This is a genomic window from Dehalococcoidia bacterium (assembly GCA_041649635.1).
In the GTDB taxonomy this organism is placed as follows: domain Bacteria; phylum Chloroflexota; class Dehalococcoidia; order E44-bin15; family E44-bin15; genus JAYEHL01.
In genome coordinates this window covers 223,102-241,717 of the sequence record JBAZMV010000001.1, presented here as the reverse complement: position 1 = coordinate 241,717, position 18,616 = coordinate 223,102, and the positions used below count along the sequence as shown (strand labels likewise).

Genomic DNA, 18,616 nt, shown 5'->3' with positions numbered 1-18,616 from the left:
ACCCATTATCGATTAGTCCCCTTTCTTTGTAGCCAGCAGTAACTCCTAGTTTACCTCAACGTCCGGAACTCTGAAATAGACTGAAATTTGAACATTCGAACCTCTACCTCTTGGGGGTACCAAAGTGTTTTTTAAGATTGAGTCAGCTTTAAATTCGTGGTTTAGTTATGTAATGTAATATAACTATATGTAAGTATAGTAGATGCATATATAGCAATAACATCAGGCATTAAGGCTAGTATTCGTTACTCTTTTTCCTCTTTGTCGTGTAAGTGAGAATATAATAATCAAACGTTGACAATAGTCGTCACCCTGCACTAATATGACCTCGATATTTCCAGTTACGAGGTAGGGCTAGTGAAGTATAAACATACTCAAATATTTCTAGGTTTGATAGTAGTGTTAGCCTTGGCCGCCGGCATCGGCATCAGTTGCGGCGGTTCGTCAACCAATCTGAGAGATGATAGCACAATGACAGAGTCGATAGAGCTAATCGAAGCTACAAATAATATCGAAGAGGCATTTATAAGCTCCGATATCCAGGCACTACAGAATTACATCGACCCCGACACCTTCGAATTCTACGAAACGGCAATAACCGAGAATTCGCAACTATTACCCGGCTTCCAGGTAATCTTCGGAACTCGGCAACTCGTTGCCATCGACGCTATACGTGCCGTATACGAAGTGACCTACGAAAATAAGAAATACGAGATTACCATGACGCTAGGTGAAGATGGCATTTGGAGACTGAAGGATTTCTAGTGGTAAAAACCTTAATGAAAAAATTGATGCATATATTAATAATCGTATCGCTCCTGATACCGATCTGCTCCAGTTTGATCTCTTCTTCTAATGTCTATGGTTACAATAACGTATCCGCCCATCGTACATTCAACGCAGTGATCGTGGACAAATTCATCGAACGAGCGGCTTCCTTCACCCAATTTGAAAACTACACATTCTCAATGAACTACATGGATCTCAGGGGTCCGTCTATTACCGCCGCGGGCTACTGGGATGCAACCACGCAAGAGAGGGAACTCACTGCCCGCGAATGGATCATCGAAGGCGGCTATTCCGCAGATGAACCAGAGATCCCCGCATCCTATCGCCATTTCTACGACCCGTTGGGACTGAATGGCGGCCAGCTGGCTCTTTCAGACTTGAATTTTGCATCGGCTGCGATGGACAATCCTGTTGATGCTATAACCTGGCACTTCTCCGGCATTGATGTGAATGGTAATAATGCTTGGTCTTGGGAAAATGGAAAGTTGTACATGGAAATCGCGCTTGAATCAAGCAATGAGAAGACGCGTAACAATAACCTCGCGATGGCTTTCCGTTGTCTGGGCGAAGTTCTGCATAACACCGCCGATATGGGCTGCCCGCCCCACGTTCGCAATGACGCCCATGGAGGTTATACCGGCGTCGGCGGTTCAGACCCCTACGAATCCGGATTCAATCCCGCATGGGTGGCGCAATATGCCGGGGACAGTTGCGATCCATACCTCAAGGCCGAATTCGAAAACGCCGATCAAGCCATAGACATCAATAGAGCGCTGGCCGAGTTCACTAACGAGTATTTCTTCTCAGATGAAACTATCTCGGGAAACGGTTACAGTTCCCGCAACGAAATGCAAGACTATCCCGCTCCAAAGTTGGATAACCTTATTTACGATGAAGTTTCATCCAATTATGTCTACGCCTTCCCGAGCGGGCGACGAGTACAATTGTGCACCCACAAATCCGTTTTCATGGATTACATATACGGAGAGCAATACCCTGGCTACCCGCGCATCACACTTGAAAACGTCCAGTCACAAGCAAGCGAGCTCGTCCCCACTATCGTTGAAGCCGGGGTACATGTGGTGAAGAATTTCATACCCGTATTTGAGGTAACCCTGCAGTTGGACCAGTCAAAAAAGGAGCTGAGTGGCCAGATCATTCATATCACCACCGCTGAATACCCCGTTGCCATCAAATACAACGGCCTCGTGGAATTTTTTATCGACAATAGCCTTACGAATATTGAAACACAAGCAGCCAACGGATACTTCTCGATCATTGTGCCCGATCTCAAGGGAGGCGAGGAAATCGCAGCATGTTTTTCCTTCGGAGGTATCTTGGTCATGTCACCGGAGATAACGGCTGCGATGCCGATTACCACCCCAACTCCCACTCCGACTACCGCTCAGAGCGGCACCTGCGCTGACACTGCTTGCGACCAATCCAAGATTGGCAATGGGGAGTGCGATTATTATTGCGACAATACACCCTGCAATCGAGACGGAGGGGACTGTTGCGGCTACCATTGTGACCGCAGATGGATCGGCGATGGCGTGTGCGACACAGGTTGCATGTATGCAGACTGTCAATATGACGGAGGCGACTGTGACGAAATTTGCGATGATGTAGTCCCAGGGTGCTTGAGTAAATCCGGGGACGGCCAGTGCGACAGCGACTGCAATTACGCCGAATGCGGCTATGACGGCGGCGACTGCTCCGCGACCCCAACTACAACCACCTCTCCGACTGCCACTGCGGCTCCCACCACTCAGGCCGGCAACTGCGATTCCAGTTGTCCCAGCTACATGATCGGCGATCATGTGTGCGATTGGTTTTGCTTCAATGCAGGCTGCCAATATGACGGAGGCGATTGTGACTATTATTGCGAAGAGACTCACTGGAGGTGCCAGAGTCAGTGGCTCGGGGATGGCAAGTGCGACAGCGACTGCAATTACGCTGAATGCGGCTACGACGAAGGCGACTGCAATTGATGCAGGTTTGGTTGCTAATAGGTCCGTTACGTCCTTAGCTATTTCCTGTCTCACTTGCTATAGATGAAGAGGTTGAATTCTACCTCGTATCTGTTAGATCACTCGTTCGAACCTCCGCCGCTTGGGTGTAGAATTTTCCCTAGCTAATTCACTCGCGACTTCTGTACTTTGCACAAATATAGTAATGATTAAGAATCCGGTATTATGCCCAAATTGCCAGGGAACAGGCGAGATCAGGCGGAAAGGACCTTCCGCTTCTGAGAGGGGCCTTCCGCCCGTATACGGCGTGCGCCAGACCGACCAGTGTCCGGTGTGTAATGGTAGCGGGTATGTGGAAGGAGACTAAGAAATCCGCTGACAAGATTTGACACTAGGTATTACTCGATTTATAATGCAGAATCATTTTAAAGAGGAGGGTAGACATGAAGAACAAGGATACCATGTGGATTGTAAAAATAATTCTTTGCATATTTCTACCGCCGGTAGCGGCATTCTTACAGGTCGGACTCTCTCTACATTTCTGGATTAATCTCGTCTTGTGCTTCTTGCTGGTTTGGTTAGGCGGCATTATCCATGCGCTTTGGTTGGTATTGACCGACAAAAAATAGAGGCCAGCGGCGACCAGATCATCACCTTGGATATGGCCGACGGGCCGGTCTCCCTTACAAACGGAGAGAATACAGGCACGTCCGTCACCAAAAATGGCTCCGGCGGGAGAAGTATGGCAGGCTGTCCCCGCTGATATAACTTAATAAATACTCAACTCTGGTATTAGAGTATTCCCGTATGGTCTGAACGTTCGAGCCTCTCACACTTGGGGGTACCACAATACAATAGCCTCTGTTGTAACGGTAATAAATAAAAAGCCAAGGATCAATACAGCTATTGCTATATCTGTCTGCCAATACTGGCGCCGGCTGCAATAGCGTCCATCGCCTTCAGTGGCCGCTCGGCATCGCCGATCACATGGATTTCAGGTACTCTATCTTTGACTTCATTAGCCAGTTCATTGACCGAAACCATACCCATAGCTAAGATAATCGTGTCCATGCCGCCTATGTTCTCACGGCGTCCGTTGCGTTCTACGATGACTCCATCGCCGGTGAACTCCACAATCGTCGCGGATGTTAAGACGGTCACGTGTGTTTCGCTCAGCTTGCGGTTCAGCGCCTCTCTAGGAACCGTAATCAGATCGGCAGCTACTTCCGGCAGCATCTCTACAATAGTGACATTCTTGCCCAACGCATCCAGGAACAGAGCGGTCTCACAACCTACGAGCCCGCCTCCGGCCACCAGCACCTTCTGTCCGGCTGCGCCCTTCCCTGTCAGGACATCCGCGGCTGTCACCACGTTCTTCTGCTCCACGCCGGGCAGCTTCGGAATAAAAGGACGGCTGCCTGTGGCAATCACCAGAACATCCGGTCTGTCCTCAGTCACCTTCGTAGCGGTCAGAGGCTGTCCCAGGACAACCTTCACTCCCGTCTTATGCAACTGGTTCTCCATGTGATTGAGGTATTGGGATATATCTTGTTTCGACGGGGGTAGAGATGCTGTATGGAATTGTCCGCCCAGATGATCATCTTTCTCATAGAGTGTGACATTGTGCCCCCGCAGGGCAGCTGTTCTGGCGGCTTCCATGCCTGCCGGGCCGCCGCCGACTACCAATACCTTTCTTGACCGCGATGCGGTTTTGAGTTCCATCTCGCGTTCACGGCCGGCCTCCGGGTTCACCAGGCAGGAGAACGGGAAACCGACGCTGAGAGCGCCTATGCAGCCCTGGTTGCAGGCGATGCACGGTCTGATGTCATTCCAGTCTCCTTCTCTCAGCTTGTTGGGCAACTCAGGATCGGCTATCAAGCCGCGCCCGATGGCTATCAGGTCCGCCTGTCCCCGGGCCAGCACCGATTCGGCTAAGACTGGATCATTAAGACGGCCTGCTACGATTACCGGCACGTTAACAGCGGCTTTCACCTGCGCCGCAGCCTCTGCATTGAGGCCTTTGGGCAGACTCATCGATGGAACTGTGTAATATATAGTGAAATGCATGCCTGTAGTGATGCTGAGGCAATCGGACCCCGCCCTTTCCAGATACGGTGCCATGGCCGCCGATTCCAGCACGCCGCGCCCGCCGGGAACCCTCTCATCAGCGCTGAGGCGGAAGATGATCGGGAAATCGGGGCCTACGCTCTTTCGTACCGAACTCAGTACCTCCATCGGGAAGCGAAGCCTTCCCATTAGATCGCCGCCGTACTTGTCGCTGCGGCGGTTCGAATAGGCTGACATGAACTGGGCGATGAGATATCCGTGGCCTCCGTGTATCTCTACCGCATCGAATCCCGCAGCCTTGGCCCGGCCTGCCGCGGCGCCGAAGGCCTGCGCCAGCTCTTCAATTTCGCTGATAGTGAGCGCTCTGGGCGTTGCGCCCCCCGGATGCGGGATAGCTGATGGAGCCAGGGGTGGTTGGGATTGGTCCAACATGATCATTGCGCGGCCGCTGTGCTGAAGCTGCACGCAAACTTTGGCGCCGGCGGTATGTATGCTGTCGGTAAAACGCCTGAGACCGGGGATGAATCTATCATCGTAGATAGCGGTAAATCCTCTGTCTCCCAGGGGGAGATTGTGTGTGTAAGGATGCACGTCAACGGTTTCCGCTATGATCAGGGCTGCGCCCCCTCTAGCCCTGGCGGTATAGTATTCGATAAATTTATCACTGACCGTGCCGTCGGAATTTCCCATGATGGTGGTCATAGCGGGCATAACGATACGGTTCTTTAATTCCATATGATTTATCTTTACCGGTCTGAAGAGTTCTCTCAACATAGCTTGTTGTCCGTTCATCTTACACCTCAACCCGATTGCGGTATCCATCATTATACCAAGTTCTACGTCAATTTGATCTTTAACCTCATCAATTATTCACCTCTCATACGTTAGACATAGTTCAAACGTTCGAACTCGCGTCACTTGGGGGTACCAAAGTGTTGCTTGCGTATGAGTTAGCTTCAGATTTACGGTTGTCGTGCTTGACAAATAATACCCTCAACATTAGAGTATTCCTACCTGCTTATCAAGAAATGGGTAACTTGAGTCTATGTAAGTGTAAAGCTACCGGGGGCAGGTCAAATCGTCTGATTAAAAATCATTAGAGAAGCCAGAAGATCTTCATCGACGCAATTGTAATTTCCATTAATAAGAAACCTTGAGGGGTGACAATGGACAAGCAAACATATGTCGGCGATACCATGTGCTCTTTTATGCATTCGGAAGTAAAAGGGTTCGATTCTCTGGCTGAGCTTGCCCTGGATATGCGATGGTCCTGGAGCCATTACGGCGACAGGGTCTGGAGAGAACTTGATTCGGAACTGTGGAGACTGACGCAAAATCCATGGGCTGTTTTACAGGCGGTTTCGCGGGATAAACTTGAAAATCTGTTCGCTACGACCGAATTTCGCAAAGAAGTGGCCGAGCTTTTAGAACTCAAACGCCGCAAGTCGGAGGAGCCCGAGTGGTTTCAGCAGAATCATCAGAAATCTCCTTTGACCTGTGTAGCTTATTTCTGCATGGAATTCATGCTTAGCGAAGCCCTGCCCATATATTCGGGCGGACTTGGTAATGTGGCCGGCGATCAGCTAAAAGCGGCCAGCGACCTGGGCGTGCCCGTTGTCGGTGTAGGGCTGCTCTATCAGCAAGGCTATTTTCGACAGGTTATCGACAAAGATGGGGCGCAACAGGCTCTCTTCCCCTATAACGACCCCGGACAGTTGCCGATCGTACCTTTGCGAAAACCGGACGGGGAGTGGTTGCGGCTGGAAGTTAAGCTGCCGGGTTATTCGGTGTGGCTGCGTGCCTGGCAGGTACAGGTCGGCAGGGTGAAACTTTTCCTGCTGGACACCAATGACGCCGCTAATTACCCGGCTCATAGGGGAATTACTAGTGAGCTTTACGGGGGCGGGTCGGAGTTGCGGCTTAAACAGGAGCTTATGCTCGGGATCGGAGGATGGCGGTTGCTCCGTGCGCTTGGCATCCATCCGGAGGTCTGCCACCTGAACGAAGGGCATGCCGCCTTCGCTGTGCTGGAACGCGCCAGAAATTTCATGGAAGATACAGGCCAGCCTTTTGAAGTAGCATTGGCTGCCACGCGGGCCGGTAATCTATTCACCACTCACACACCGGTAGCTGCCGGATTTGACCGTTTCGCTCCGGGTCTTATCGATCAATACCTCGGCTGGTATGCCCAGGAAAGGCTCGGTATCTCAACCAGAGATTTGCTTGCGCTCGGCAGACGGAACCCCGATGACTTATCGGAACCGTTCAATATGGCTTATCTGGCTATGCGGGGCAGCGGCTCGGTAAACGGCGTAAGCCGCTTGCATGGAAAGGTGAGCCGTCGTATCTTTGCGCCTCTGTTCCCCCGCTGGCCGGTGGAAGAAGTGCCCGTCGGTCACGTTACAAACGGGGTCCACACGTCTACATGGGATTCGCCCGAGGCCGACGATCTCTGGACCGAGGCCTGTGGAAAAGATCGCTGGCTGGGGACGATGGATAACGTGGGCGAGAATATCCGCCGCATCTCCGATGCCAGGATATGGCAATTCCGCGCCGAGGTGCGCAGTGCGCTTGTTGAATATGCCCGTGAACGGCTGACGCGGCAGATCACTAAGACGGGCGCGTCGTCCGATATCATTGATTATATAAAGCACCTGTTTGACCCGAATGCATTGACGCTTGGTTTCGCGCGCCGATTTGCAACATACAAGAGGCCGAATCTGCTATTGCGTGATCCGCAGAGGCTGATCCGCTTGCTGTCCGATCCTCAACGCCCTGTTCAACTAATTATCGCCGGCAAGGCCCATCCCAAGGATCAGGCGGGACAGGACATGATTCGGGAATGGACTCGCTTCATACGTCAGCCCGAGGTGCGCCGGCATGCGGTATTTCTTTCCGATTACGATATGCATTTGACCGAGAATCTGGTGCAGGGTGTAGATGTCTGGATCAACACGCCGCAGTATCTATGGGAGGCCAGCGGAACCAGCGGCATGAAGGTTCTTGTGAACGGAGGCCTTAATCTGTCCGAGCTGGATGGCTGGTGGGCCGAGGCCTACACGCCGGAGGTGGGGTGGGCGTTGGGAGGCAGCGCCGAGCCCGGCGAAGGGCTCGATAGTGATGCCGTAGAGGCTGAAGCGCTCTATAACCTGCTGGAGCGGGAGGTTATCCCTGAGTTCTATACGAGAGACAAGAACGGCATCCCCACAAGGTGGGTCCACAGGATACGGGAAAGCATGGCACGGCTGACACCTCAATTCTCCGCAAATCGCTCGGTGCGCGAATACACCGAGCAGCATTACCTCCCATCTGCGGCATCCTATCGTGCGCGGGCGGCGCGCAAAGGCGCGGCGGGCAGTCATATAGTTAGCTGGCGGCGTTCGCTGGAAGAAGAATGGGACGAGATGCGCTTCGGCGATGTGAAGGTGGAAACCAGAGGCAAACAGCATATTATTGAGGTTCAGGTCTATCTCAACAACATCGATCCGAATGCAGTTCGAGTGGAGCTTTATGCGGATGGGCCAAACGGCGGCAGTCCGATATTGCAGGAGATGAAGCAAAGCCGACAGTTGGTGGGTAACGTCGGAGGTTACATCTACACTGCAGCGGTATCAGCTACCCGGCCTGCGTCAGATTATACGGCGAGGGTGATACCAAAATATGATGGAGTCGGTATCCCTCTGGAAGCAGTTCAAATACTGTGGCAGAGATGATTGACGGGGCGGCGATAAGAGATATCAAAGGTCGCGAATATAGTATCGCGCATGCTTAGACTGGGGTTGCCTAAAGTTCATATTAATAATTACTTCTGAACGTTTAACTCACCGTTAATCGGATGTACCAGCTATCGTTTCATCTTATGTTCTCGAAGACCCGGCGGTACCTTTCTTTACGGCGTTTAATTACGTTGCCTTTATGATATCGAGTGTTAGGTGTATAATTTCCGGGACAATATCGTGTATGAAGTCGTATAAGACGGAGTGGCCTCTTAATGTTTTATGATATAAAGGTTGGAAGCGGACTAAAAATATGTTTAATGAACTTATAAATAATAACATATTGATCGCTCCATTGCTTTGCTGGGCTGTTGCGCAACTGTGTAAAGTAATTTTGTTTCTGTTGAAAAATAAGAAGCTTGACCTGCGGTATCTGGTGAGCGGCGGCGGCATGCCGAGCTCTCATTCCGCGCTAGTCGCCGGGTTGGCTACCGCCGTGGCGCTTGTCGAGGGTGTCGATTCGGTTGCGTTCGGGATTTGTGTGGTGCTGGCATTCATCGTTATGTACGATGCCGCAACGGTGAGACACTCGGTCGGACAACAAGCGGTTGTTCTGAATCGAGTCATTAAAGAAATACAGGAAAGGCGGCCCGTTAAGGAGCTGGGCCGTGAGCTGAAAGAACTGATAGGACACTCTCCCCTGCAGGTCTTTGTGGGCGGATTTCTGGGCATCAGCATATCATTGTTATGGATTAAAGTTGCCGCAGGATAGAGCAGGTCGGGTGGCGATTAAATGCTGGGCAGGGCTACAGCTATCAATACCGCGATAACAATAATCGTCAATACGATAACGACAAACTGCCACGAGGAAAGGAAGCTTTTTAAAACCGCCTTGGCGGCATCCAGCATGCGCGCGCGTGCTTCTTCTTCTTCCGCCGCCGCTTTTTCAATCATCTCAGCCGTTTGTTTACTGAGATCGTCGACTTTGTCGGCTACACCCACAGCTTGCGCAATCTTGCTCTCGATATCCTGAGCTATCCTGGCTGCTTCAGCGGCGGCCCGTTTTGCCTCTTCCATAGCTTTGGAAGCCCGGTTCGCTTCCTCTTGCGCTGCCAGCAGCGCGGCCTCCGCTGCTTTCCTGGCCTCGTCTGAATAAAGGCCTGCTTCCCCGATTTTGGCTATGGCTTCTTTGGAGGAAGCATCAAAATCTTTCGCTTTAGCTGTTATATCCTCTCCGGTAGACTTGGCTTCATCCACGTATGAACCTGCCAGAAGTGCTGCCTGTTCAGCTTCAGTCAGAGCTTTTGAAGCGCGGTCCGCTTCCATCCGAGCTGCCAGCAACGCGGCCTCTGCAGCTATCCTGGCTTCATCTGAAGCGCGGCTTGCTTCTCCCGCTTTGGCTAGGGCTTCTTTGGAGGATTCGTCAAAATTATTTGATGCCGCGAGGACATCCTCTACAGCGGCTTTGGCCTCATTCGCATGTGATCCGGCGTCAAGGGCGGCCTGTTTTGCGGCCTCCGCGGACTTTCCCGCGTCTCTAGCCGCTTGTTCAGCCATACGAAGGTCATTTGCTATAATGGTAAGGCTTTCATCAAGATCGTCCAGGATTGCCGGAAGCGTCTTGGCTGCTATCTTACGTGTGCCTTTCCGAGTCAACTCTTTGGTTTCTTCCTCGGATATGTCGTTTTGCTCCTGATGTTTCAAAGTATTGGTATCGGTATTCTCTACCATTATCGTCTCCTTTTAATAAAATTATTGGCCACAAGGCAGATATAGAGTTAATTTAGATAAAAACATTAAGAACACTACAATCGTCGTGTCAGTCTCGGAACGATTTTCGAAACAATCTCTACTTTCCAGTTCCCCTGATTTAATAGAAATGCTCGGTGCAGACATATATTTTATGTATAGATAATTAGAAAGTCAACTGATATGCACCTAAACCGGGCATAATCGATAAATTTTAGGTTTATCAATGAAATAATGGTCAAGTTGAATATAGAGGCATGGATGGAGGAGTGCGGAGGAAGCTTGTTTAGAGGTGAAGATTAGGGTGACGATACCATATCGGCACCTGTTTATAGCGCTGGTATCAGGTTGAAATCAAGGCAATACCCATCGCGGCTTTATGTCAGCTATCTCCCGGTAGACTTCATTGAAGTCGAGGCTGTAGTCAAAGTCTTCCTTTGCCTGGTATCTCATATGTCCCTGTATCTCAAGATGGCGTATAACTATCAGTTCTTCTTCTTCATGAGATGCCCGAACCAGCGGAATTCCTGAAGGGCTCCAGATGCCGCTTTCGCCGCAGAAGCGTCCTCCGGTTTTATCAAAAACGCCCACGCAATTAGCTCCTATGCTCCAAACCTGGTTGTGGGCAGCCAGCGCTGAGTGCATCAACCTCCAGATGAATTGGTAGTAGTTATCTATCTGCAGGTTAAGTAAGGGGTAATTGCGAATCGCTTCCATCCGCCAGGCGGACGGAACAATGATGACATCTACACCGTCGTCAAAAGCATATCTTCTCCCCAATCCCACAAAGCACAGGTCATAGCACATCATTATTCCTATCTTGCCCCACCGCGTATCCAGCACCAGTCTTCTGCCGTTTCCTCTATGGAAAAACACTTTTTCCATAGGAGTCAAGAAAATCTTATCATAGAATGTACTGTTGTAATCAGAATTAGCTGTCATCACGTATGTGCTGTCGTATATCTCGTCGCGGTGTGTACCCATCCTGACATTGCTGAAAAAAACCATCTTCAGTCCGTCGCCGCGGTCAACGAGCCCGGCCTTTATGTTGTCCAGCACCCTTTTTACCTTCGGCCGGCGGTTACTACCGGCCTTCAATTGATCCAGAACTTCTGTTTTATTATCGGTTTTCCAGATATAGCCGGAGATGCAAAGCTCCGGTAAGACGAGGATATCCACATTTTCTTCGTGGGCTGCCTGTACGATAATCTCCATGCGCGAGAGGTTGTATCCGATATCATGCGTGGAATTTATATTGGCTATCATGAACGTGGGACAACCTTCATATTCGGAAAATGCCACATCCGTTATCTTGTAACCTCTGATAAATTCGGCAGACAGAGCATCGCTCTGTTTTGCGCTTGACCATGTGTTCAGTTCGATTTCTCTTTGCTCGTTATTCATAGATGCCTTTTATATCCAACGTGCTTATATACGGAGAAACTTTTAGTAGCTTTGGGGAGATTATGGAAAGTCAACACCTTTCTGATTGGCTTCACTTACTCCGTATCAGGATAATACCCCGTGCCGATGAAATAGCCAGTGCCGGGTATCGTCTCAACGTATCCCACCTTCTCCTGTTCCTGCTGCGTCTCAGGATGCGGCCAGTAATATGTGACGAATCCGCTCCCGTCCTGCGCCGCCGTCGAAAGTTCGCGGATGACATAGAGCCCTCTCATGTCCTGATAATCGGAGAGGTTCTGTCCGGGCAGGGTTTTGTCCACGGCGTGCGCTATGTTGACGCAGTCGAAATTGTAGACATAGAAATATCCCGACGCATCATCGAAAAACCGTATGGGATCAATGAACTCGCGGATGGTCTCGATCTGCTGAGTTTCATCCATGCCCTCCAAGATTTCTCCCAGCCCCGCCGCAGCTACATGAACCGCCGCTACCGCTACCCTGCTGTTGCTTTCCTCCTGTGTCAAAGCATCATCTCCCGCATTGCCGCAGGATGATAGGGAAAGCGTCATTAGAACTAGAAAAGCGACAGAGGATAAATACAGCTTTTGATTGGGTTTTAATCTCATATTCAAGTCCTCCGAAACTATCGAAATCGATTGTAATACCTTGGGCGGGAAATTTCAAAGTCGTAAGCCAAGAGCTTATCGCCGTTAATAACTTGTAATATAGTTGATTATCAAATGATCGTCGACGCTGGATTTGAGCGAGTGGCCCTGAGGAGATGTCGACGTTTATACCAATGGCTTGCAGGCGCGACCTGCTTGCCTGGTTCGCTGAAAAGCTCAGCCCGAAATCGAACTTCACAGGTTTTCGGTCTATTGCCTCTGTCTGGATCACACCTTCACTCACGATAAGGCGACGCGTGATTTCGGTTACCAGCCCAGATATTCCGCTGACGGAGCGTTCAGGATAACGCTCGACTGGATTAAGACACAGAAGTTCTGACGGAGTCCATTGCGTTTAAGGTCATCATTTGCGGACCAGCGCGATTGTGGATCGTTTCGCTGCATGCAGTTGCAACACTGTTGTCCGATACGTTTGTCTTGACAAAAGGCCGCCATAATGTAAAACTGTTAAAATTTATCGAGCCGATATTTTAAAGGTGACACGATGACAGTAAAGATTGTGACTGACAGCACCGCTGATCTGCCGCCCGACGTTGCCGGAGAGCTGGGCATAACGGAGGTCCCGCTATATGTGAAGTTTGGGGACGACGTCTACCGCGATCGTATTGATATCAGCTCCGATGAGTTGTTCTCCCGCCTGGGAAGCGATCCTATCCTGCCCACAACATTGCCGCCCACGCCGCAGGATTTCGCTGATGCCTACCGCACAGCATCAAAGGATGCTGACGCCATCGTTTCTATCCATATCTCAAGCAAAATGAGTGAAACCTGCGAGAATGCGATGAAGGGCAGGGATATCGCCAACGTCGGTTGTCCCGTTGAGGTTGTTGATTCTCTGTGGGTATCGGCCGCGCTGGGCATGTTAGTTACGGATGCCGCCAGAGGCGCAATAGCGGGAAAGAAATACGATGATATAGTCTCTTCGGTGAAGGATAACATTCCCAAGATTGATTACTTAGGGATATTCGATAACCTTGATTATCTTAACCGGGGTGGCCGCATAGGCAAGGCTAAAGCTTTTTTAGGCACAGTGATGGGGGTCAAGCTTTTGTTGACTATCGGTGATGGCGAATTTCTGCCCTTCGACAGGGTTTACAGCTATAACAAAGCCCTTGACAGACTCCGTCAATTCGTTGTAACAGCTGGAAAGCTTAAGGAGATCGCGGTTGTCCACAGCGCCGTGCCGGATGACGCCGAGCTGCTGGCGGGCAGGATAAAATCGATCCTGCACAGAGAGCCTGTGCCTATAAATATCGTGAATATGGGGCCCGTGTTAGGGGTGCATGTTGGGCCGGGGACTCTGGGCGCGGTTATTCGCCTGAAGACGCTTGATCAGTTGTGAGAGGGCTATTAGTGCGTGCTGACATTAGGACGGGTAAATTCGAGTATATGAGTTAAGATATCGCACAGTAATTTTAATGTCAGAATTAGCCTTCTGATACGGCAAGCCTCTTCCCTTTCACATCGGTGTTCAGGTTGACAAAGCAGCACCGCAAAATGTAATCTGTCTTAATCGCGCTTATTTAAAGCAGCGGCTGACCAATGAGAGGGAGGATTCACTGATGATTATCTGTCCGAATTGCCAGGGAAGAGGGGAGATAGAAGGGCCCAAGCACCTGCCTCTTAATGAGTGGAAGCCTAAGCAATGTCCCACCTGCGGCGGGTCTGGTATGGCCGACGACCGTTTCAGGAACCGCGGCATCTGTCCCGGATGTCAGGGATGGGGGCAAGACCCGGATCACAACAGGGGCTATACCTGCTGGAAGTGCAAAGGGGACGGGTTGTGCTCCGACGCGAGGGCGGGGTTTTAAAACCCGAACCCCATGTTAGTTCCCCGTACATTGGATATCGGGTAGCGGCAACCGGTCGGCCGCCTTCATGTGATATTCCCTTCAACAGGCTCTGAGCAGTCTCTAAAACTACGATAGGAGATTAATCTTCCGCAGCGCTTTCTCTGTGGTATGTCTCGCTTTTACATGACTATAGTGGCGCCGACAGATCTCCGCTCGATAATCTCCTAGCGCGGCAGGACGAGCTGGGGCATGAACTTAACGTTCTTCTTTAAATCTTCCAGAACCAGGTTATATAAATTCTTAAACTGGCTCGCGGTGAGGGTTTCGGTCAACGCTTTGTTTTCCACCTGACGGCACTTCGGGCATTCGACGGTCATTATCAGCATCCTGCTCCTCGGGTCCTTGCTGGATGTATCCGGCCTGATTTTGAGCACGGAGACGAATCCTGCCAGGTGGCAGCGTGCACAGGTTATCCTCTTGATGAAAAGGAAACGCTCCTTTAGAGTGCTGATGCAGGTAGATGTCAGTAGCCACGTTCCCAGCGGCGTCAGCAGCAGCCTGGATCCGCTGTCGATGACCAGATGTGTGTCTTTAAGCTCGGCGATCCAATCCATGTAGGCGCTATTGTCGGAACGGTCCGGCACCTTCTGTCCCATAGCGCTTAGTCTGCTCTGGCGTTCGCGGATGTTCTCGACGAGCTCGCTCACCGTTACAGCTCCCTGACTCAATATATCGAGAATCATCTTCCGTTCTTGCCATTCTTGATTAAGTGCCTGTTTGTTTTCCTTCATTCAAGTCGTCTCCCGTTAATCTTAAGCAGATTAGATGCTTCCGTATTTCGTCGTTTAATCAAGGATACTTGTTACTTTAGCGATTATATAGAAGGAGATGGCGTTGTTCAAGGGAGGTCCTTGTCGAGTAATCATCTCAAGGTATTGCGCCTTGTTGCTGTTCGGGGTAGAGTTATTATGAGTTAAACCGATGCCAGATGGAGGTGTCCCATACATATCTCCCATATCGGCCTGACGAACTTCCGCAACTACCGGATCCTTGATCTGGACCTCCCGGCTAATCTAATCGTGTTCCAGGGCGACAACGCCCAGGGTAAGACTAACCTCCTTGAGTCTATGTACATGATGGTCGCAACCAAGTCGCATCGAGCGACGACCGACCGCGAGCTGGTCAACTGGGGATGTCTGGACAGCGATATCGCCGCCGCCCGCGTCACGGCGCAGGTCGAGACCAGGGCCGGTGAAACGAAAGTCGAGATAGCCATTATCGTTACGCAATCGAACGAAGGTCCCCAGTTTAAAAAGAAGCTTAAGATAAACGGCGTGCCGCGGCGGGCCATAGAAGTCGTGGGACATATCGCGGCGGTGCTCTTCACCTCGCAAGATATAGAGCTTATCTACGGAACGCCTTCAAAGCGCAGGCGATATCTCGATATGGCGAGTTCTCAGGTAGATCCGAAGTATCTGCACGCCCTGCAGCTTTATGGCAAGGTTCTGCTCCAGCGCAACCATCTGCTCAAGCTAATCGCCGAGCGCCGCGCCGACGAGGGGCAGCTTGAGTTCTGGGACGGCGAGATGATACGGCACGGCGCAATTATCATCGAGCAGCGGATACATCTGATCGCCGAGCTCAACCGGCTGGCCCCGCCCATCCATAGCCGCATCAGCTCCGGTGAGGAGCTTCAGATCAACTATCTCCCCAGCGTCGGCATTGAAGGCTTCCGCAAGCGGCTGCAGGAGGTGCGTAAAAGGGAGATAGCGCAGCGCATGAGCGTGGTCGGCCCGCACCGCGACGACATGTCGTTTACGGTCAACGGCAACGATGTAAACACATACGGATCGAGGGGGCAGCAGCGCACCGTCGCCCTCTCGCTCAAGCTGGCCGAGGCGGGCTATCTGCGTTCCAGGCTGAACGACGAGCCCGTCATACTGCTGGACGATGTGCTCTCCGAGCTGGATGCGACCAGGCGGCATCAGCTTCTGGAAGCCGTATCGTCATATAATCAGGTCGTCATCACTACAACGGATATAGACTATTTCGAGCCGGGATTCCTGGAAAACGCGGCGCGTTTCATGGTCAACGACGGAACAGTTGTTCGAATATAATAATCGAACTCTCCCTAACCCTCTCTTTAACAAAGAGAGGGAAACGATAAAAGGATGGGATGAATGCATAAAATAGGTTTGGCACTGGGCGGCGGCGGCGCACGCGGTCTCGCGCATATCTCCGTTCTGGAGGTCCTTGACGAATTGGATATCAAGCCAAGCGTCATCGCAGGAACCAGCATGGGAGCCATCATCGGCGCCTTTTACGCCTCAGGCATGTCCGGCAAAGACATAAAGAAGCTCGTCAGACGCCACATCATCTCGAAAGACGACCGCTTGCGTGATGTAATCGATAAAAGGGCACATATACTTGAGTGGACCAGTGCCTTCGCCCCTGCACACGCGCGCGGCGGGATCATAAAGGCGGATAAGTTCTATAACCGTTTATTCGGCGAGATCAGTAAGACCACATTCGAAGAGCTCGAAATTCCATTAATAGTCATAGCAACCGATTACTGGACAGCCGAGGAAGTGGTTTTTAAAACGGGCGAACTGCTCCCTGCGGTCAAGGCCAGCGCCGCAATTCCCGTTGTATTCACCCCGGTTTCGATCGGAGGCAGGATACTTGTTGATGGAGGCGTTGTAAATATAGTGCCCTATGAACATATTTTGGATTTATGCGATGTGACTATAGCGGTGGACGTTTCCGGAACGCCTACTGCTCACAAGCACGAAGTACCCTCGCTCATTCAGTCGGCTCTTGGCACTATAAGGATCATGCAAACAGCAAACCTTGCCGCTAAGATGAAAATTCTGCAGCCGGATATCTTCGTCCACCCGGACATTCACAATGTGAAGCTGCTCGATTTCAACAAGGTGGAAGATGTCTTTCACCAAGCCGAGCCTGCCATGGAAGAGCTGAGGGCTAAAATCGCAAAGCTTAAGGCTGGCTAGGTGATATGAAGGGAACACTCGCGTATTTTAAAAAAGAGGTACAGGAGATTTTTCTCCTGATGGGGTTTTAGGGGTGTCCCCTACTCTTTTTAAGTTCCCCCAAGATTGGGGGATAGCAGGGGTTTGAATAAACTGTCATCCGTTTCATTGACATTGTAGCCCGTATGTGCTACATTATTGAGCGCGATGGAGGCAATATCATGAGCAAAACTTCAACGGTCAGAGCAAGAGTAGAACCCAACCTGAAGGAGCACGCAGAATCTATATTCAAACGGCTGGGGCTGAACTCTACACAGGCCATCACTATGTTCTACAAGCAGGTGGAACTGCGCGACGGCCTTCCCTTCGACGTAGCCATCCCCTGCGCTTGCACCAAACGCACGTTCGAGTCCACCGACGCCGGGCGCGACCTCATCGTCTGCGAAGACGCGGATGACATGTGCGATAAACTGGGGATCTGATGTACACCTCGTCATATACCAGACAGTTCGAGAAAGACGTTAAGCGCTGCAGGCGCCGCGGCAAGGACTTTGAGAAGTTCAAGATCATCCTGCGCGAACTAATAGCCGGTAAACAACTCGACCCGATCCACCGCGACCATCGCCTGCTCGGCCCGTACGTCGGCCGCCGCGAGTGCCATATTGAATCCGACTGGCTGCTCATCTACAAGCTCGATGAACCGAGAATCATCTTCGAGCGCATGGGCACGCACGCGGATTTGTTTAAGGAATAATTGAATATGGCTAACGAAATCATACGTTATATTGAAATGTGCCTGCGAGAAGGTACTAGCCTCCAGAGAGGAATGAATTACCAACTCAATGATAATCATTCGGTAATCTTGATGTCGGTCAGGCCAGGCGCGCCATATGCAGATAGATTCGAAGATGATGGGTCTACAATAATCTACGAAGGACATGATGAACCACGTTCTTCACAAAACTCTAATCCCAAAGTCGTCGATCAACCAGAGTTCACCCCTTCAGGCCAACTTACAGAAAATGGCCTATTTCATAAAGCCGCGCAAGATTACAAATTAGAAAAGCGGCCACCAGAGAGAATCCGTGTTTACGAAAAAATCAAACAGGGTATCTGGTCGTATAATGGAGTGTTTCATCTAATTGATTCTTGGATGGAGCAAACCCATGGGCGAAAGGTATTTAAATTTAAATTAGTCGCAGTGGAAGGAGAAGAGGACTTTTCCAAGCCAGTCCCAAAACAATCACGACTACGGAGAGTAATTCCGACCGAAATCAAATTAGAGGTATGGAAACGCGATGGTGGCAAATGTACAAAATGCGGGTCAACAAACGACCTACATTTCGACCATATAATTCCATGGTCAAAAGGAGGCTCTTCAACTACGGCGGATAATATCCAGCTTCTCTGTGGAAAACACAATCTTGAGAAACACGATAGAATCGAATAATT

17 protein-coding genes are annotated in these 18,616 nt (G+C 50.7%); 12 read left to right on the top strand and 5 right to left on the bottom strand.

Going from position 1 to position 18,616, the window contains the following annotated elements:
- Positions 1–357 precede the first annotated feature (357 nt).
- The 3 genes from WC562_01150 (at position 358) to WC562_01140 (ending at position 3,388) form a co-directional block, all read left to right on the top strand.
- On the top strand, positions 358–765 hold the full coding sequence (locus tag WC562_01150; GenBank protein MFA5054770.1) for a hypothetical protein: 408 nt from the start codon (positions 358–360) through the stop codon (positions 763–765).
- Positions 766–968: 203 nt separating this feature from the next.
- Positions 969–2,780 (top strand): hypothetical protein, encoded by a 1,812-nt coding sequence (locus tag WC562_01145; protein MFA5054769.1) that lies wholly within the window; start codon positions 969–971, stop codon positions 2,778–2,780.
- 422 nt (positions 2,781–3,202) lie between these two features.
- Positions 3,203–3,388 carry a YqaE/Pmp3 family membrane protein gene (locus WC562_01140; GenBank protein ID MFA5054768.1) on the top strand — a complete coding sequence of 62 codons (186 nt, stop codon included), beginning with the start codon at positions 3,203–3,205 and terminating at the stop codon, positions 3,386–3,388.
- A gap of 280 nt (positions 3,389–3,668) precedes the next feature.
- Here WC562_01140 and WC562_01135 read toward each other — a convergent pair whose 3' ends face one another.
- Positions 3,669–5,600, bottom strand: a complete 1,932-nt coding sequence (locus WC562_01135) for an FAD-dependent oxidoreductase (protein MFA5054767.1) — start codon at positions 5,598–5,600, stop codon at positions 3,669–3,671.
- Positions 5,601–5,992: 392 nt separating this feature from the next.
- Between WC562_01135 and glgP the strand changes: the two genes are divergently transcribed.
- Positions 5,993–8,539, top strand: coding sequence for an alpha-glucan family phosphorylase (gene glgP, locus WC562_01130; GenBank protein ID MFA5054766.1), 2,547 nt, complete (start codon positions 5,993–5,995; stop codon positions 8,537–8,539).
- Positions 8,540–8,855: 316 nt separating this feature from the next.
- Positions 8,856–9,314, top strand: coding sequence for a divergent PAP2 family protein (locus WC562_01125; protein ID MFA5054765.1), 459 nt, complete (start codon positions 8,856–8,858; stop codon positions 9,312–9,314).
- 17 nt (positions 9,315–9,331) lie between these two features.
- Here the strand turns inward: WC562_01125 and WC562_01120 are convergent, their stop codons facing one another.
- The 3 genes from WC562_01120 to WC562_01110 form a co-directional block, all read right to left on the bottom strand.
- A complete protein-coding gene (locus WC562_01120) occupies positions 9,332–10,273 on the bottom strand; it encodes a hypothetical protein (GenBank protein MFA5054764.1) in 942 nt (313 codons plus the stop codon).
- 372 nt (positions 10,274–10,645) lie between these two features.
- Entirely contained in the window at positions 10,646–11,695 is a 1,050-nt protein-coding gene (locus WC562_01115) for a carbon-nitrogen hydrolase family protein (protein MFA5054763.1), read from the bottom strand.
- 95 nt (positions 11,696–11,790) lie between these two features.
- Positions 11,791–12,321 carry a cache domain-containing protein gene (locus tag WC562_01110; protein MFA5054762.1) on the bottom strand — a complete coding sequence of 177 codons (531 nt, stop codon included), beginning with the start codon at positions 12,319–12,321 and terminating at the stop codon, positions 11,791–11,793.
- A 544-nt stretch (positions 12,322–12,865) separates the two neighbouring features.
- Between WC562_01110 and WC562_01105 the strand changes: the two genes are divergently transcribed.
- Both WC562_01105 and WC562_01100 read left to right on the top strand, forming a co-directional pair.
- Positions 12,866–13,723 (top strand): DegV family protein, encoded by an 858-nt coding sequence (locus WC562_01105; GenBank protein MFA5054761.1) that lies wholly within the window; start codon positions 12,866–12,868, stop codon positions 13,721–13,723.
- 220 nt (positions 13,724–13,943) lie between these two features.
- On the top strand, positions 13,944–14,192 hold the full coding sequence (locus tag WC562_01100; GenBank protein ID MFA5054760.1) for a hypothetical protein: 249 nt from the start codon (positions 13,944–13,946) through the stop codon (positions 14,190–14,192).
- Positions 14,193–14,398: 206 nt separating this feature from the next.
- Here the strand turns inward: WC562_01100 and WC562_01095 are convergent, their stop codons facing one another.
- Positions 14,399–14,965: a hypothetical protein gene (locus WC562_01095; GenBank protein MFA5054759.1), complete on the bottom strand. Its 567-nt coding sequence runs from the start codon at positions 14,963–14,965 to the stop codon at positions 14,399–14,401.
- Between the two features lie 210 nt (positions 14,966–15,175).
- On the opposite strand from WC562_01095, the gene recF reads away from it, so the two are divergent.
- The 5 genes from recF to WC562_01070 all read left to right on the top strand — a co-directional run bounded on the left by recF (position 15,176) and on the right by WC562_01070 (position 18,614).
- Positions 15,176–16,291, top strand: coding sequence for a DNA replication/repair protein RecF (gene recF, locus WC562_01090; GenBank protein ID MFA5054758.1), 1,116 nt, complete (start codon positions 15,176–15,178; stop codon positions 16,289–16,291).
- Positions 16,292–16,354: 63 nt separating this feature from the next.
- A complete protein-coding gene (locus WC562_01085; protein MFA5054757.1) occupies positions 16,355–17,185 on the top strand; it encodes a patatin-like phospholipase family protein in 831 nt (276 codons plus the stop codon).
- Positions 17,186–17,385: 200 nt separating this feature from the next.
- Positions 17,386–17,646, top strand: a complete 261-nt coding sequence (locus tag WC562_01080; GenBank protein MFA5054756.1) for a type II toxin-antitoxin system RelB/DinJ family antitoxin — start codon at positions 17,386–17,388, stop codon at positions 17,644–17,646.
- The gene (locus WC562_01075; GenBank protein MFA5054755.1) at positions 17,646–17,918 is read left to right on the top strand and encodes a type II toxin-antitoxin system YafQ family toxin; all 273 of its coding nucleotides are present in this window, start codon (positions 17,646–17,648) and stop codon (positions 17,916–17,918) included. The genes WC562_01080 and WC562_01075 overlap by 1 nt, the downstream gene beginning before the upstream one ends.
- Positions 17,919–17,924: 6 nt before the next feature.
- Entirely contained in the window at positions 17,925–18,614 is a 690-nt protein-coding gene (locus WC562_01070; GenBank protein MFA5054754.1) for an HNH endonuclease, read from the top strand.
- Positions 18,615–18,616 lie beyond the last annotated feature (2 nt).

Bases quoted from the DNA above. Each gene is read 5' to 3' on its own strand.
- WC562_01120 (MFA5054764.1), bottom strand. From the start codon at position 10,273: ATGGTAGAGAATACCGATACCAATACTTTGAAACATCAGGAGCAAAAC.
- WC562_01115 (MFA5054763.1), bottom strand. From the start codon at position 11,695: ATGAATAACGAGCAAAGAGAAATCGAACTGAACACATGGTCAAGCGCA.
- WC562_01075 (MFA5054755.1), top strand. From the start codon at position 17,646: ATGTACACCTCGTCATATACCAGACAGTTCGAGAAAGACGTTAAGCGC.
- WC562_01145 (MFA5054769.1), top strand. From the start codon at position 969: ATGAACTACATGGATCTCAGGGGTCCGTCTATTACCGCCGCGGGCTAC.
- WC562_01105 (MFA5054761.1), top strand. From the start codon at position 12,866: ATGACAGTAAAGATTGTGACTGACAGCACCGCTGATCTGCCGCCCGAC.
- WC562_01080 (MFA5054756.1), top strand. From the start codon at position 17,386: ATGAGCAAAACTTCAACGGTCAGAGCAAGAGTAGAACCCAACCTGAAG.
- glgP (MFA5054766.1), top strand. From the start codon at position 5,993: ATGGACAAGCAAACATATGTCGGCGATACCATGTGCTCTTTTATGCAT.
- WC562_01095 (MFA5054759.1), bottom strand. From the start codon at position 14,965: ATGAAGGAAAACAAACAGGCACTTAATCAAGAATGGCAAGAACGGAAG.
- WC562_01110 (MFA5054762.1), bottom strand. From the start codon at position 12,321: ATGAGATTAAAACCCAATCAAAAGCTGTATTTATCCTCTGTCGCTTTT.
- WC562_01070 (MFA5054754.1), top strand. From the start codon at position 17,925: ATGGCTAACGAAATCATACGTTATATTGAAATGTGCCTGCGAGAAGGT.
- WC562_01085 (MFA5054757.1), top strand. From the start codon at position 16,355: ATGCATAAAATAGGTTTGGCACTGGGCGGCGGCGGCGCACGCGGTCTC.
- WC562_01140 (MFA5054768.1), top strand. From the start codon at position 3,203: ATGAAGAACAAGGATACCATGTGGATTGTAAAAATAATTCTTTGCATA.
- WC562_01125 (MFA5054765.1), top strand. From the start codon at position 8,856: ATGTTTAATGAACTTATAAATAATAACATATTGATCGCTCCATTGCTT.
- WC562_01135 (MFA5054767.1), bottom strand. From the start codon at position 5,600: ATGTTGAGAGAACTCTTCAGACCGGTAAAGATAAATCATATGGAATTA.
- WC562_01100 (MFA5054760.1), top strand. From the start codon at position 13,944: ATGATTATCTGTCCGAATTGCCAGGGAAGAGGGGAGATAGAAGGGCCC.